General features: G+C 64.7%; 14 protein-coding genes. 8 read left to right on the forward strand and 6 right to left on the reverse strand.

Annotation, left to right across the window (positions count from 1 at the left end; genetic code table 11):
• Window positions 1-111 precede the first annotated feature (111 nt).
• Together EN804_RS15470 and EN804_RS15475 are read left to right on the forward strand one after the other, a co-directional pair.
• The gene (locus EN804_RS15470) at window positions 112-1,251 is read left to right on the forward strand and encodes a DUF930 domain-containing protein (protein WP_135914826.1); all 1,140 of its coding nucleotides are present in this window, start codon (window positions 112-114) and stop codon (window positions 1,249-1,251) included.
• Window positions 1,252-1,372: 121 nt separating this feature from the next.
• A complete protein-coding gene (locus tag EN804_RS15475; RefSeq protein WP_135914828.1) occupies window positions 1,373-2,422 on the forward strand; it encodes a DUF930 domain-containing protein in 1,050 nt (349 codons plus the stop codon).
• Here the strand turns inward: EN804_RS15475 and EN804_RS15480 are convergent, their stop codons facing one another.
• Complete coding sequence (locus EN804_RS15480) at window positions 2,423-3,097, reverse strand: HAD family phosphatase (protein WP_127872179.1); 675 nt, start codon at window positions 3,095-3,097, stop codon at window positions 2,423-2,425.
• A 99-nt stretch (window positions 3,098-3,196) separates the two neighbouring features.
• Window positions 3,197-3,838: a hypothetical protein gene (locus tag EN804_RS15485; RefSeq protein WP_135920127.1), complete on the reverse strand. Its 642-nt coding sequence runs from the start codon at window positions 3,836-3,838 to the stop codon at window positions 3,197-3,199.
• A 192-nt stretch (window positions 3,839-4,030) separates the two neighbouring features.
• Here EN804_RS15485 and EN804_RS15490 point away from each other — a divergent pair, with 192 nt between their 5' ends.
• Genes EN804_RS15490 through ptsP form a run of 5 tightly spaced genes read left to right on the forward strand, consistent with a single transcriptional unit; the run spans window position 4,031 to window position 8,744 of the window.
• Window positions 4,031-4,468 (forward strand): transcriptional regulator GutM, encoded by a 438-nt coding sequence (locus EN804_RS15490; RefSeq protein WP_015315467.1) that lies wholly within the window; start codon window positions 4,031-4,033, stop codon window positions 4,466-4,468.
• A 53-nt stretch (window positions 4,469-4,521) separates the two neighbouring features.
• Entirely contained in the window at window positions 4,522-5,283 is a 762-nt protein-coding gene (locus EN804_RS15495; protein WP_127279228.1) for a PTS glucitol/sorbitol transporter subunit IIC, read from the forward strand.
• 16 nt (window positions 5,284-5,299) lie between these two features.
• The gene (locus EN804_RS15500; RefSeq protein ID WP_127872181.1) at window positions 5,300-6,304 is read left to right on the forward strand and encodes a PTS glucitol/sorbitol transporter subunit IIB; all 1,005 of its coding nucleotides are present in this window, start codon (window positions 5,300-5,302) and stop codon (window positions 6,302-6,304) included.
• Between the two features lie 26 nt (window positions 6,305-6,330).
• Window positions 6,331-6,711 carry a PTS glucitol/sorbitol transporter subunit IIA gene (locus tag EN804_RS15505; RefSeq protein WP_127279792.1) on the forward strand — a complete coding sequence of 127 codons (381 nt, stop codon included), beginning with the start codon at window positions 6,331-6,333 and terminating at the stop codon, window positions 6,709-6,711.
• Window positions 6,712-6,767: 56 nt separating this feature from the next.
• Entirely contained in the window at window positions 6,768-8,744 is a 1,977-nt protein-coding gene (gene ptsP / locus EN804_RS15510; RefSeq protein WP_135920128.1) for a phosphoenolpyruvate--protein phosphotransferase, read from the forward strand.
• Window positions 8,745-8,771: 27 nt separating this feature from the next.
• Here the strand turns inward: ptsP and EN804_RS15515 are convergent, their stop codons facing one another.
• Window positions 8,772-9,572, reverse strand: coding sequence for a hypothetical protein (locus EN804_RS15515; RefSeq protein ID WP_127279794.1), 801 nt, complete (start codon window positions 9,570-9,572; stop codon window positions 8,772-8,774).
• Between the two features lie 245 nt (window positions 9,573-9,817).
• Here EN804_RS15515 and EN804_RS15520 point away from each other — a divergent pair, with 245 nt between their 5' ends.
• Window positions 9,818-10,768, forward strand: a complete 951-nt coding sequence (locus tag EN804_RS15520) for a sugar-binding transcriptional regulator (RefSeq protein WP_245464457.1) — start codon at window positions 9,818-9,820, stop codon at window positions 10,766-10,768.
• Here the strand turns inward: EN804_RS15520 and EN804_RS15525 are convergent.
• The 3 genes from EN804_RS15525 to EN804_RS15535 are packed head-to-tail and all read right to left on the reverse strand — an operon-like array spanning window position 10,755 to window position 13,923.
• A complete protein-coding gene (locus EN804_RS15525; protein WP_135920130.1) occupies window positions 10,755-11,600 on the reverse strand; it encodes a TIGR01459 family HAD-type hydrolase in 846 nt (281 codons plus the stop codon). The genes EN804_RS15520 and EN804_RS15525 overlap by 14 nt on opposite strands.
• A complete protein-coding gene (locus EN804_RS15530; RefSeq protein ID WP_135920132.1) occupies window positions 11,597-12,871 on the reverse strand; it encodes an FGGY-family carbohydrate kinase in 1,275 nt (424 codons plus the stop codon). Before EN804_RS15530 ends, EN804_RS15525 begins: the two co-directional genes overlap by 4 nt.
• 11 nt (window positions 12,872-12,882) lie before the next feature.
• Window positions 12,883-13,923, reverse strand: coding sequence for a class II aldolase/adducin family protein (locus tag EN804_RS15535; RefSeq protein WP_135920134.1), 1,041 nt, complete (start codon window positions 13,921-13,923; stop codon window positions 12,883-12,885).
• Window positions 13,924-13,936: the final 13 nt, after the last annotated feature.

The raw sequence follows: 13,936 nt of genomic DNA on the forward strand, positions 1-13,936 counted from the left end.
TAACGCAGGCCCGCGCGTGATCATCCAGATCACCAAGCTGTCAGTGGCCAAATTGCGCCAATCCTATCCGTATGCTTGAAGCCGCCGCTATTTCATTCCACATCCGTCAGGATGAACGAGGCACGAGAAAGGCATCGGAATCTGTTGTGGGGTATCCCCGCATCGCTGATCCTGCACGTGCTTGTCGCGGCGCTGCTGATATATGGTGTGCCCCCACGTCCCCAGCAGCCGCGGGAGGAACAGCCGGTCAATGTCGCGATCGTGCCTCCGCCCGATCAGCCGAAGCCGAAACCTGTTCCCCCACCGCCAACGCAGCCCAAAGCCGAAAAGCCGCCGGAACCCAAGGTTGAAAAACCGCCCGAGCAGCCGCCCAAGCCGGTGAACACTCCGGTACTGAAGCGCGTTTTTCAATATGGCGAAAAGGATACGGGGCCTGAGAAATCTCTCGACGGCGGCAGCGCTCAAGTCAATGCACCGTTGCCGGCCAAGGATGAGGCCGCGAAGCCGCCAGTCGAACCGAAGCCCGCCCCGACCCAATCCGCTGCGCCTGAGCAAGAGGCAGCCTCCGACAGGGCCGACGAGAAGCCGGCAACCGCCGTGCCGGCCGAAAAACCCGCGCAAAGCGAGAAAAAGGAGGAGACTGAAGACACCGACAAACAGCAGGCGACGCCGCAAACCGGCGAAAAGCAAGCGGTCGTGGCGCCAAAGCCATTGGCTGCCGAGGCCGCCGACAAGCCGGCGCCTCCATCCTCGGAAGAAAAGGCAAAGCCTAAACCCGCAAAGCCGATGAAGTTCAAATCCGCAACAGCCTTCAAAGCCCCAGGCGGGAAGGCGGGAAGGTCAAATCCCACCAACACCGAGGCTGCGGGATCGCCGATCTACTCCGGCCTTCCGGGCGTCAGAAAGCTTTACTCGCAAGGCGCAACCGGCAATGCGCTGGCCACAAGCTCCATGGACAACGTGCCGCGCGATCAGCGCGTTGCCAACCTTTGCGGCAACGTTCTGGACCAGGAATTGCAAAGTGCCGATTATTCGCCCAAATGGGTGCCAACCATTCCGCTGAAGCTGGGCAACGTCCTTAACCCTCCGCATGCCGCCTTCAGCACCAGAACCCAATGGTACAGTCTGAACTTCCGGTGCGAGGTCGACGCTGATGCGACGAGGGTCCTGTCTTTCAACTTCCGTGTTGGGTCATTGATCCCGCCCGGCGAATGGGCCAGCCGTGGATTCACCAAGTATCCGCTAAATTAGGCCGGCACGCCGAGCCGGGACAATCGCCGGTCATCCAGGTCGCCAAGCTGTCGGCGGTTAAATAGCGCCAATCCAGTGCCCGTGCTTGAAGCCGCCGCGATTTCATTCCACATCGAAGGTGATGAAGGACGAGGCACGAGAACGGCGTCGGAATCTGTTGTGGGGCGTGCCCGCATCGCTGATCCTGCACGTGCTCATCGCGGCGATCCTGATATATGGGCTGCCAATCCCTCCCCAACAGCTGCGGGAGGAGCAGCCGGTCAATGTCGCGCTCGTGCCTCCGCCCGATCAGCCAAAGCCGAAACCTGTTCCGCCTCCACCGAAACCAAAGGTAGAGAAACCGCCTGAGCAGAAGGTTGAGAAACAGCCTCCGTCGGAAAAGCAGGCGCAGAAGCCCCCGCCAGTGGAGGTCCTGAAGCCCGTTTTTCAGTTCGGCGACAAGGATACCGGCCCGAGGAAATCCCTGGATGGGACCAGCGCTCAAGACAGCTCGCCATTCCCGGCCAAGAATGAGCCTTCGAAGCCGCCGGTCGAACCGAAGCCGGCGGAAAACCAGCCTGCCACACCACCAGACTCCGACCCAGCCAAGGACGCGCAGAAGCAGGCAGCTTCAACCGAGGACGTGGATAAACAACAGGCAGCCAAACAGGAGGCAGAAAAGCAGGCGGGGCTCGAAGCCGCCAAGCAACAGGGCGCGCTATCAACGCCGTTGGCTGCCGATGGCGACGTCGAGCTTCCCACATCAGCCGAAGCGCCAAAGCCCAAACCAGCAAATGCGCCGAAACCCAAGGTCTCGAAGTCGGCATCGCAGCGCGACTCGGGCCTTCCGGGCGTTCGCAAACTCTACTCGCAGGGTGCCACTGACGATGCGTTGGCCACGACCTCGATGGGTGGTTTGCCGCGCAGTCAGCGGGGAGCCAAACTTTGTGCCAGTGTGTTGCAGCAGCAATTGCTGGACGCCTCTTACTTTCCCGACCTGATCCCAAGTGTCCCACTTAGAGCGGGCAATGTTGTTGACGGCTCGGATGTAGCCTTCCGCACCACAACTACCTGGTTTCATCTGGGCTTCCGGTGCGAGGTCGACACCAATGCGACGAGGGTCCTGTCCTTTAATTTCCGTGTGGGGCCAGTGATCCCGCGCGACCAATGGGCCCGCCTTGGGCTTTACTAGCTACGCCGGTACACCGAGCCCCGACAATTGCCGGCTCACTTCACTCCAGTCGGCGCAGACGAAATCGGCACCGGCGGCCATCAGCCGTGCGGCATGCTCCGCATAAGTATGTCCGCCACCTGTATAGCCGACCGCCGTCATGCCGGCGGCAACCGCGCCCTGGATGCCGAAAGGCGAATCCTCGATGACGATGCAGTCGGCCGGACTGGCGCCCATCGCCGCCGCGGCGAACAGGAAAATATCAGGCGCGGGCTTGCCGTTCTTGACCATCGAAGAGCTGTAGATCGCATCGCCGAAGAACCGCGCCAGCCCGGTGATGGCCAGGCTGTGGTTGATGCGTTCGACGGAGGACGACGAGGCAACGCAGCGGTCGCCGTCGAGCGTCTCCAGGAATGCGGCGATTCCCGGTGTCGGCTTCAATTCCTGCGAAAACAGGATCTTGGTCTCGGCCCAGATATCGCTGTCGGCGGCCGCGGGAAACTGATGGCCGGTCAATTCCTTGATCCTGACGATGATGTCGGCCTGTTTCATGCCGACGCACTGCGCGATGATGCCGCCGTGAACGCCCGGCATGCCATGCTTTTCATAGACGCGCTCGTAGGCCCTGGCGGCCAGGGGCTCGCTGTCGACGAGAACGCCGTCGCAATCGAAGATGATGGGCCTTGCTCGCGCCACGCGCTTGTCTCCTCAACTCAAATTTCGCACATCGCTATCGGCAAAAAGTCAGATGTTCAATAGCGGTGTTTTTTGGGGACATGCGAAAACCGGCGATGCTCAAAGCCGGCGCAACACGTCGCTGGCGCGGGAGGACCCCAGTGCCCGTTGCATGGCCTGCCGCGACTGCGCGCGGTCGGGCGTGATCCAGTTGGGCTCCGCGCCCAGGAAGCGGTCGAGGAAAGCCACGGCATAGGCCGGGATTTCGGTGACGTTCTCGCGATAGGACCACCAGGTGCGCAGGTCGTCGGCGCATTTGTCGATACTGGGCGCCGAGCCGAACTCCTGCTCGTAGATGGCCGAAATGACCGAGACGCAGTAGTTGGTGTAGAGAAAGCCTTCCGGCCAGAAGCGGATGATGTCCAGCGTGCCGGCATTCTGATCCGTTTCGACGAGCTGGGTAAGACCGGAGATCTCCCTGGCCGGCGCCTGTTTTATCAGTTCGCGCAACACAAGGCCGGCGGCAAAGACGATGAAGTCGGCCCGGTCGATCGCGGCAAACCGCTTCTGCGCTTCCATGACCTCGACCCAGTCGAGAAAAGCCCGCGTCAGCTTCGCCTCGTCGATTTCGAAGCGCACGCCGAATGTGTCCGAGACCACCTTGGCGCTGCCACGGAAAGTGGCGCGGAACCAACGCAACTGCCGCAGCCGGTGGCGCAGGTCGGGCATGAGGGCCAATTCGTCCCTGAAGGGCAGTTCCATTGTATGCATCCCGTTTCACGACAGGCTAGCACAGCCGTGCCGCCGCCGAAATCGGCCGACGGCCCTGTGGATGACCGAGGTCGAGGTCAATATCATACATATTGACATTCGCGGAAACAAATGTTCTCACTTTGCTGTTGTCGCGTGCCGGTCCAAGGTGCGCCTCGACTGAGGCTTCGGGAGGAGAACCGAATGGCGATTTGGCAGTGGGGACTGCTTCTGCTGGTTATTGTGTGGGCGTTGCAGTCGCTCGGCGTCTGGCTGCAGATGCGGCACTATTCGGATGTCTTCCGGGGCGTCACCGACCAATACAAGGACGGCTTCGTCGGCGCAGGCAATTTTCGCGGCCGATTTGCCAAGGGGACCATCGCGCTGGTCGTGGTGACGCCTGACCTGATCGTGCGCCGGATGATGGTGATGAGCGGCCGTTCCGTGTTCACCAAATTCAAACGACATGAAGAATTCGAGGGTGTTCCCCTCGATCGACTCCGGTCCAACCCTGCGATCATGGGGGAGGGGGAACCCGGTGTGGCCGAGGCCGTGAAGCGGGCGATCGAACAGATCGACAAAGCACGGTCGGAGCCGGGGAAGAAGCCGGGCCTGGCCGGCTTGAACGTAGCAAGGGCATAGAGGAGGCCGTGCGCCGACTGGGACCACCCGGCGGGCCGGCATAAGGAGGAGAAATGTCTGTATTTTCGTTGTTGGCGCAGCATGCCGACATGGCCGTGCACAATCTGCATGTCGCGGGTGCCATGGTCTCGGATGCTGCTTTGCATGGCAAGCTTGCGGTAGAGCATGCTTCCGACCATCTCGTTGTCCTGGCGCAGGCCGACAGCGGGCCGATCACCGTCGACCAGTTCAAGGAAAAGCTGAAGGACGTCCAGCAGGAGGAGCAGCTCGGTTGGCTGACCGCCATCGGCAAGTACTTCATCGGCATCTTCCAGAAGGGCGGCGAAGTGTTCGCCGGCTTCGTCACCGGTATCATCCCGACGCTTGTGGTGCTTATGACCGCCTTCTATGCCGTCACCGAACTGGTCGGCGAAGAGCGCGTGCATGGCCTGGCGCGCGGTGCCGGCAGGATCGCGCTGACGCGCTACACGCTGCTGCCGCTGCTGGCTGTGTTCTTCCTCACCAATCCGATGGCCTATACGTTCGGATCGTTTCTCGAAGAGAAGCACAAACCCGCCTTCTATGACGCGGCGGTCTCCTACGTGCATCCGCCGCTCGGCCTGTTCCCGCACATCAACCCCGGCGAATATTTCGTCTGGGGCGGCATTCTGGTCGCGCTGCTGGAGCTGGAAAAGAAGGGCGCCGTCGTCGCCGGTTACCACGTCAAGGTGGCGATCTGGTACGCCATCGTCGGCCTGGTCGTCATTCTGCTCAAGGGCATGCTGACCGAGCGCATCACCGCCATCATGGCACGCCGTCAGGGCGTCGAGCTGTAAGGGCGGGGAGGACATCATGGACAAGACATTCAAAGCCGTAAAGATCTCCCGGGGTAACACAGGCTGGGGCGGCCCGCTCGTCATCGAGCCGACCGCCCAGCGCGACAAGATCGTCTCCGTCACCGGCGGCGGCATCCATCCTGTCGCCCAACTTATCGCCGACATGACCGGCGCCACGGCCGTCGACGGCTTCAAGGCGCCGCCGATCGAAGGTGAGATGGCGGTTGTGGTCGTCGACTGCGGTGGCACCGCACGCTGCGGCGTCTATCCGCGCAAGCGCATCCCGACCGTCAATCTGACGCCGGTCGGACAGGCTGGGCCGCTCGCCCAGTTCATCACGGAGGACATCTACGTTTCGGGCGTGAAGCCGGCCAACGTCGCAATGGCGGACGGATCCGAAGCGGTCACCACTGCGGGGGGAGCAGCGCCGATGAGTTCAAACAACAACACTTCAGCCGCTGCGCCACAGCCGCTGCCGAGCGAAGGCGGGCTTATCGGCCTGATCAGCTCGATCGGCCGCGTCATGGGCCGTGTGGTCGGCATCTTCTTCAATGCCGGCCGCCGCACGATCGACCAGGTGGTTCGCAACGTGCTGCCGTTCATGGCCTTCGTGACCATGCTCATCGGCCTGATCCTGTACACCGGCATCGGCGACGTGCTGGCGCAGCCGATGGGACCGCTGGCCAACAACATCGTCGGCCTGCTGATCATCTCGGCAATCTGCGGACTGCCGTTCCTGTCGCCCATCCTGGGACCAGGCGCCGTCATCGCGCAGGTCATCGGCGTGGCCATCATCGGCCCGCAGATCGCCAACGGCACGATTTCGCCGGCAATGGCGCTGCCGGCGCTGTTTGCCTACAACACCCAGGTGGGCTGCGACTTCGTCCCGGTCGGCCTGGCGCTCGGCGAAGCCAAGCCGAAAACCATCGAGATCGGCGTGCCTGCGGTGCTCATCAGCCGCCAGATCATGGGGCCGGTCTCGGTGCTGATCGCCTGGGTCGTCTCCCTGATCGTATTCTAAACACCTGAAATAACGAGGTTCGCCATATGTCGGTTTTTCTCAAGACACGGGTCACGGCAATAGGACCCGAAGTGGCGGACCTTGCCGAAGGGGGCGTGGTCATCCTGTTCGCGGATGGCTCGCCGCCGGAGCTTGCCGAGGTCTCGGTGCTCCACAAGACGGAGCTCGGACCCAGTGACGGCGCGCCTGAAAAGGGCGCGTCGATCACCCTTGGTCCGGTTACCGCCGTCATAACCGCCGTCGGCTCCAGCGCCTGGAGCAAGGTCCTCGAGATGGGCCACGTCGTCATCTCGTTCAACGGCGCCACCGAGGCCGAAAGGCCGGGCGAGATCTGCGCATCGCAGGTCGATCGCCAAGCCCTCGTGGCCGCCCTGAAGACAGACGCGATCATCACCATCGCCGCCTGAAAGCACTTGCGCCCGCCCAGTCTGGCTTTGGCGCCCAAAAAAGCAGAGTATTTGCCATGGAACGCTCGACCATCGTCAGAGTGCATGAAGGTTTGCACGCCCGCCCCGCCACACGCTTCGTGAAGCTCGCGAAGGGTTTCGAATCCGACGTCGAACTGGTCAAGGACGGCAAGGCGGTCAGCGCCAAGAGCTCGGTCAAGCTGATGCTGTTGGCGGTCAAGGAAAACCAGGAAGTCACCGTGCGGGCGAACGGCGCCGATGCCATCGAGGCGATCGAGGCGTTGATCGGCTATCTCGAGAACCCAACGGCGGGTCTCGATGACGAAGACACCCACGCCCCGGCGAATGACGCAGGCAAGGAAGCGGCGCCCGCGCCCCAATCCGCGCCGGCGGTATCAGGCGAGGCGAATGGTTTGCGCGGTGTCGCCGCAAGCGAGGGCGTCGCCATCGGACCCGCCTTCGCGCATTTCCCGCCTGATATCGCGGGACAGGGCCGCATGCTGCAGGCAGAAGAAATCGCCGGCGAAATCGACAGATTCCGCGCCGCCGTCGCCGCCGTCCAGGCGCGCATGGACCGGGCGCTGGCGCAGGACAGTCTGTCGGCCGGTGACCGGGGCATCGTCGCGGCGCTCAGGGATATCGCCGCCGACGACAGCCTGACCGGCGAGGCCGAGAAGGCGATCAAGGGCGGCAATGACGCGGTGTCGGCCACGATCACCGCCGCTTCCACCATCGCCGCCGATTTCAGCGCCGTCGACGATCATTACCTCAATGCGCGGGCCGACGATGTCCATGCGGTCGGACGGCAGATCTGCCTGGTGCTGCTGGGCCAAGACGACGTCAGCCTCGAGAACATCCCGCAAGGCGCCATTCTCATCGCCGACGACATCGGCGCCTGGGATCTGGCGCGCGCGCCGCTGAAACGCATCGGCGGCGTGGTGTGCGGCCATGGCGGCGCCACCTCGCACATCGCCATCATCGCCCGCTCGCACGGCATTCCGGCGGTGCTGGGCCTCGGCGACAAGATCAATGCCTTGCGCACGGCGCAAGAGGTGGCGCTCGACGGCAACAGCGGCCAGGTGATCATCGACCCCGATGCGGCCACACGCGCCGATTTCGCCGGCCGCGTCGAAGCGGCGGCCAAGGAGCGTGCCGGCCTGACCGCGTTCAAGACGGTGACGCCGAAGCTGGCGGACGGCAGGACTATCGAGGTCGCGGCCAATATCGGCTCGCTGGAGGAGATCGAGGCTGCGCAGGAAGCCGGCGCCATGGGTGTCGGCCTGTTCCGGACCGAGCTTCTGTTCATGCGCCATATGCACCTGCCGTCGGAAGACATGCAGGCCGAGACCTATGCGGCGCTGGCCAAAGCCTTCGCCCCCTATCCGGTCATCGTGCGCACGCTCGACATCGGCGGCGACAAGCCGATCGCCGGCATCGAGTTTCCCGACGAGGAAAATCCCTTCCTCGGCTGGCGCGGCATCCGCATGTGCCTCGACCGGCCCGATATCTTCAAGCGCCAGCTGAGGGCGCTGCTGAGGGCCGCCGTACACGGCAACATCAAGGTGATGCTGCCGATGGTGTCGGATATTTCCGAAGTGACGCGCAGCCGCGCACTGGTCGATGAATGCGCCGCCGAACTCAAGGCCGAAGGCGTGCCGCACGCCACGTTCGATCTCGGCGTGATGATCGAAACCCCGGCCGCGGTGCTGATCGCACCGGCACTGGCCAGGGAGGTGGCTTTCTTCTCGATCGGCACCAATGATCTCACCCAGTACATCATGGCCGCCGACAGGCTCAACCCGACGGTTGCGAAGCTCAACGACGTCACCAATCCGGCCGTGATGTCGGCGATCGAACTGACGGCCAGGGCCGGGGTCGCCGCTGGCATCATGGTGGGAATGTGCGGCGAGGCGGCAGGTCGGCCGGATCTCATTCCGGCCTTCGTGAAGATGGGCCTGACCGAGCTGTCGATGAGCCCGGCCTCGATCCAGCGCGCCAAGAAGACGATCACGGCGATGGCGGCCGGGGAGTAGTTCCTGCGACCGCTGCGCTGGGAGGCCTTACGGCAGGTGCGCAAGCAAGGTGGCGAAGACAGGGGTCAATTCATCGACCGGGCTCGCCTTGGCGCAGGCCTGGACAATGCGCTCATGACGTATATCGGCGGCCAGCATCGCGATCTCCAGCATGTCTGGCTCCGGCGCGCCGTCGCGGCCGGTTGTCGCCAGGCCGCAAGCCAGGACGACCGGCGCCAGGCAGCTTATATCGAGCGCCCGGCCGCCAGCAGCATTCGATTCCGGCGCGGCTTCGCCAAAGCGGACCGGGCGCTGGTTGAGCAATTCGATCAAAAGCCCCGCGCAGGTGGCCGCGATTGCCTGCAGTCCGGCACCCGGCGCGGCCAGCGCGGCCAACAGATCGCCATGGCGCTTGCGCATGGCCGCGTGGACGGCGGCAAAACCGGCTTCATGGATACGGGCATTCTCGATCTTCAGCCCGGCAAGCACGGCCTTGCTCAGATAGTACATGTCGCGCCGGAACAGGCGCTCGGCGTTCAATTGCTGGTCTTCGTCCCCGGCCGGAAAATAGGTGCCGAGACCTTTGACGGTCGTTCCATCGACGCTTATCGGGCGTTCATGCGGGACGAAGGATTCGGCGATCGACAGCGCTTCGTCGACGGCGCTCGCGGCATGGCTGAGCAGGCCTTCGATGCCTTTGCCCGGAAACGGCGGAAGATGGCTGGTGGCTTCGCGCAGGGCGCTGGCGTCGCCGCTGCCGTCATGACGGCTCTGGCGGATGATGTCGCGGACTTCCCGCAGCCGGTCCTTGAGGTTGACGCGGACGTCTTCGGAGATTTGTCGGAGCATCGCGGTTTGCCTCGAATGTGCCGTGCGGGGCCAGCTGCAGTAGGGCGGCCACCGACTCTACATTGTTCCTATCGATTGGTAGATCAATAGGCGATACTAGACCAGCACGCAGAATCGGCGACGGCGCGCGTCCGCCGCCGCGGGGGAGGGATGATTTGGCCAGGGGACGACAAATCGAGGAAAAGGGGGCCGAGGAAAGGGGGGCCACCGAAAGGCGGGCAGGAGCCGAAGCGACCGAGCCGGTCATCAGCGAGAGCCGAACGGACCGCCTCAGGATCCGCGCCGCCTGGATGTATTTCGTCGAGCAGATGACGCAGAACGAGATCGCCGATGTGCTTGGCGTCGGCCGCGTCACCATCGTGCGCATGCTGGCGGAGGCGCGGTCGCGCAACGAGGTCAAGATCACCATCGAGAGCGAGCTTCTGGAGATCGTGCGGCTGGAGCGCGCGCTCGAAAGGACCTTCGGGCTGCAGCAGGCGCTGGTGGCGCCGTTGACCGCGGCCAATGCCGATCCGATCCCGGCGATCGCCGCCAAGACCGGCATGTTCCTGTCCGACGCGATGAAATCCGGCATGCAGGTCGGCGTCGGCTGGGGCAATACGCTGTTCCACACCTTGCCGTTCATCAGCGCCAAATCGCTGACCGATTTCAAGGTGATTTCGCTGCTTGGTGGCGTCGGCGTCGCGCGCCGGGTCAACCCGGCCGAGTTCGCGTGGCGCTTCGCCCAGATTTTCCAGGGCGATGGCTATCTGATGCCGACGCCGGCCGTCGTCGACAGCGTCGAGACCAAGATCGCGCTGGTCGAGCGCTGCGGCCTGCAGGAGGTTTTTGAGATGGCCGACGCGCTCGATGCCGTTCTGCTGAGTGTCGGCGGCATCGCTTCGGCCACCACCTTCTCGCGCGGCGGCTTCCTCAGGGAAGCGGACCGCGAGGCGCTGCTGGCGCGCGGCGCCGTCGGCGACCTTCTGTTCCATTTCTACGACCGCAATGGCGATCTGGTCGACCATCCCGTCAACAACCATGTGATGTCGGTGGATGTCGACCGGCTGCGCAAGGCGCCGATCCGCATTCTGACCTCCGGCGGCGCGGAGAAGACCGACGCGCTGCTCGGCGCCATGAATCTGATTGCGCCGACAATCCTGATCACCGACGAGGAAAGCGCAAGGCGTATGCTGAATGCGGTCAGCGAAAGCTGAACGATCCCGTGATGTAGTCCGGCCAGGCCTTGTGCTCGCCGAAAACAGCGGCGAGGTCAGGCGCGCCGGCCAGGATCCCACCCAATACCAACGCGGTGGCGATGCCGACACCATTGCCGCCTGCAATATCGTGTTCGACGCTGTCGCCGACGCAGACCACCCTGTGGCGGTCCGGCTCGCCGGCCAGTGCAAGTGCGGCATCGAAGATCGCCGGATAGGGCTTGCCGATGCGGGTGACGCCGCCGCCCAGGTTCTCGTAGAGATCGGCGATCTCGCCGGCGCCGAAGCGGGGTCCGACCGCTGTCAGCATGATCCTATCGGGATTGGTACAGAAGCACGGCACTTGCCGCGCCGCTGCCGGGCCCAGCAGCCGGCGATAATGGTCGAGGTCGTGGCGGTCCCCCTCACTGGCCGAGATCAGCACCAGCTCGGCGTCCTCGCCGGCCTCTGTCAGCGCGAAGGGCAGGCCTTCGATCGCGCTGCGGTCGCCGTCGCGGCTGATCAACAGGCATTTCGTGCCGGACCGCAACACTCCTGCCGCCGCCATGTCATGGAAACGTCGCCACGCTACCTCGCCGGAAGACACAAAATGGTCCCAACTGCCGGCCTCGAAGCCGAGCTTCAGCAGGCGATCCTCGTTGGGCCGGGCGCGCTTGCCGGAATTGGAGATCAGCACCACGGTCTTGCCGGCGCGCTTCAGCGTGGACAATGCCTCCACCGCACCGGGATACGGAGCTTGGCCGTCATGCAGCACGCCGAACTGGTCGAGCAGGAAGACCTGGTAGCGTTGCGCCAGCTTCCCGATGCCGTCGAGACGTTCGACCTTTTTCATAAGAGCCCTGCCTCGCTGGCGCCTTTCAGCGCCAGCCGGGCCGTACCGGCGGCGGCCTCGTCCGACAATGCCGGCAGGAACGCGACGCCGAGCTTGCGCTGCCGGATCGCGCTCCATACCGGATTGGCGGCGCCGCCGCCGACGCTGCGAATGGAGGTCAGGGCCGGCGCGCCGAGTTCGGCCAGCCTGCCGTAACCAAGCGCTTCGATCGCCGCCATGCCCTCGAACATCGCCTTGAGGTAATCGGCATCGTCAGCAGGCCGTGGGGTGAGACGCGGCGGCAAGGCCGGATCGGCGATCGGGAACCGCTCGCCAGCCGTCCCAAGCGGATAGTAGTCGAGGCCGGTCTCGGTCGTGGGGTCGATCATCGCGCTGAGTTCGATGATCCGCGCGAGCGGAAAATGCTGCGCCAGCACCTTGCCGCCGGAGTTCGAGGCGCCGCCTGCCAGCCAGGTGTCGCCAAGACGATGGCTGTAGATGCCAAAGCGCGGCGCCGAGATCGGCCGGTCGGACAGGATCTTGATGGTCAGCGAGGACCCCAGCGCCGTGACACCGTCGCCGGCCGCCGTGGCGCCCGTCGCCAGGAACGAGGCACAGCCGTCCGTGGTGCCGGCAACCACGACCACATCGCGCGGCAGGCCGAAAAGCGCGGCGGCGGCCGCGGTGAGGGTGCCCGTGACGTCGCCCGGCTCGATGACATCAGGCAGCAAATCCATGCGCATGCCGGTGGCCGCGATCCAATCCGGCCAGCGGCGCGCCTCGACGTCGTAGCCGGTCTTGAGCGCATTGTTCTCGTCGCTGACATCGAAGCGCCCGGACAGGTTGCCGGCGATCCAGTCGGCCTGGTGCAGCACGGCCGCTATGCCGGGCAGATGCTGGTACCGGAGCGCCTTGGCCAGGCCGGAAGTCGCCCCGTGGGCGGCGCTCGCTTCCGGCGCCGCGCGGGCGATCGCGGCCAGGATGTCGCCGTCATCGACCTTGTCGTTGTACATCAGCGGCTCGGCCAGAGGCCGCCCATCAGCGTCGACCGGCAGCAGGGTGCCCGATGTGCCGTCGATGGCGATGGCGCGGATCGCGGCGCGGTCGACGGCCGAAATCAGTTCCGTCAGCGCCGCCTGGACCGCCTGCCACCATGCCGAGGGGTCGCGTGGGTTCTGGCCGAATTTGTCGAGCCGGACAGCGGACTGGCCGGCAATGGAAAAATCCTGACGCATGGCGACGGCGCGGGCGCCGGAGGTGCCGATGTCGATGCCGACGACAAGTGGCGTCATGTCGTCCCTCGCTAGGCCGTGCCGGCCGCATTGAGCTTCTGGCGATACTGCTCGGCGTCCCAGTTGACCAGTTCGTCATTCTCGGCGGCGGTGAGATAGTTCAGCCGCGCCTTGCCATCGACGCGCGCGGTCACGTCGGCAAGGCAACGCTGCATGGCGTCGGCACCGGCGCCGGCGTCGCCGCGCATCAGCACGCCGGCGCCGGGAAACAGGATCGCCACGGGTGCCGCGCCGAGCCGCGCGGTGACGCCGGCCACGTTCTCGCCCGGCCTCGCAACGACCGAGCCCTGGCCTAGAAAGATGACGTGGTCCGGATAAAGGCTGCCGCCCTCGGCCATATCCAGGCTTTCCGAATCGAGCGCGACCGCATGCGCTTCGACATCCGCCGGCAATCGGTAGTCGCCGGCGAGCGCCGTCAAGGCGGCGATATCAGGCGGGGCGGTGGCGCGCGCCGGCCGCGCCAGCAGCGACCGGACGCGGTGCAGCAAAGCCTCCGCCTCGGCGACGGTTTCGGCAGCAACCACCAGCCCGTGATTGCCAAGGATCAGCACGTCGACCCCGGGCCGCAATTTCGCGGCAATGCCGCGGGCGAGCGGCAGACCCGGCCGGAAATAGGGCACCCAGGCCCATTCGATGCCATCCAGCCGCCTGGCCACCTCGGCCTCGCCATCTGCTTGCACGGCAAGCGAAATCGTGTCGACGCAATGGACATGCAGCACCACGCGTTGCGGCATCAAGGCATGCACGGTGGTCTCGATCGACGGGCGCAGGCCACGCGAATTGAGGTCTTCGATGGCGAAGGCCTGTGGCCTGTCGGCGGTTGGATCGCGCTGTTCGACGGCCTCGAGCAGCGGTGCCATCGCCACCGGCACCATGATGTCGGCGCTGAGCGCATCCTTCAGCCAGGTGCCCGAGGCCTTGATCCACAGCGTGTCGCCGGCCTTCAGCGAGGTGTTGCCGCCCGCCGCCTGCGTCATGTGCGGGTTCAGCCCGATGCTGGCCGAAAGCGCCCGCAAGGCGGCCAGTTCCTGTGCATCAGCTTGGGTTGCCACGGCGCCTTTCCTC

Source organism: Mesorhizobium sp. M8A.F.Ca.ET.161.01.1.1 (assembly GCF_004792105.1).
Classification (GTDB): Bacteria; Pseudomonadota; Alphaproteobacteria; order Rhizobiales; family Rhizobiaceae; genus Mesorhizobium.

What these genes read in the sequence shown, in the direction of transcription:
- EN804_RS15515 (WP_127279794.1), bottom strand. Translation starts at nt 9,572, where the DNA reads ATGCTCCGACAAATCTCCGAAGACGTCCGCGTCAACCTCAAGGACCGG.
- EN804_RS15470 (WP_135914826.1), top strand. Translation starts at nt 112, where the DNA reads ATGAACGAGGCACGAGAAAGGCATCGGAATCTGTTGTGGGGTATCCCC.
- EN804_RS15490 (WP_015315467.1), top strand. Translation starts at nt 4,031, where the DNA reads ATGGCGATTTGGCAGTGGGGACTGCTTCTGCTGGTTATTGTGTGGGCG.
- ptsP (WP_135920128.1), top strand. Translation starts at nt 6,768, where the DNA reads ATGGAACGCTCGACCATCGTCAGAGTGCATGAAGGTTTGCACGCCCGC.
- EN804_RS15485 (WP_135920127.1), bottom strand. Translation starts at nt 3,838, where the DNA reads ATGGAACTGCCCTTCAGGGACGAATTGGCCCTCATGCCCGACCTGCGC.
- EN804_RS15500 (WP_127872181.1), top strand. Translation starts at nt 5,300, where the DNA reads ATGGACAAGACATTCAAAGCCGTAAAGATCTCCCGGGGTAACACAGGC.
- EN804_RS15525 (WP_135920130.1), bottom strand. Translation starts at nt 11,600, where the DNA reads ATGAAAAAGGTCGAACGTCTCGACGGCATCGGGAAGCTGGCGCAACGC.
- EN804_RS15475 (WP_135914828.1), top strand. Translation starts at nt 1,373, where the DNA reads ATGAAGGACGAGGCACGAGAACGGCGTCGGAATCTGTTGTGGGGCGTG.
- EN804_RS15495 (WP_127279228.1), top strand. Translation starts at nt 4,522, where the DNA reads ATGTCTGTATTTTCGTTGTTGGCGCAGCATGCCGACATGGCCGTGCAC.
- EN804_RS15505 (WP_127279792.1), top strand. Translation starts at nt 6,331, where the DNA reads ATGTCGGTTTTTCTCAAGACACGGGTCACGGCAATAGGACCCGAAGTG.
- EN804_RS15530 (WP_135920132.1), bottom strand. Translation starts at nt 12,871, where the DNA reads ATGACGCCACTTGTCGTCGGCATCGACATCGGCACCTCCGGCGCCCGC.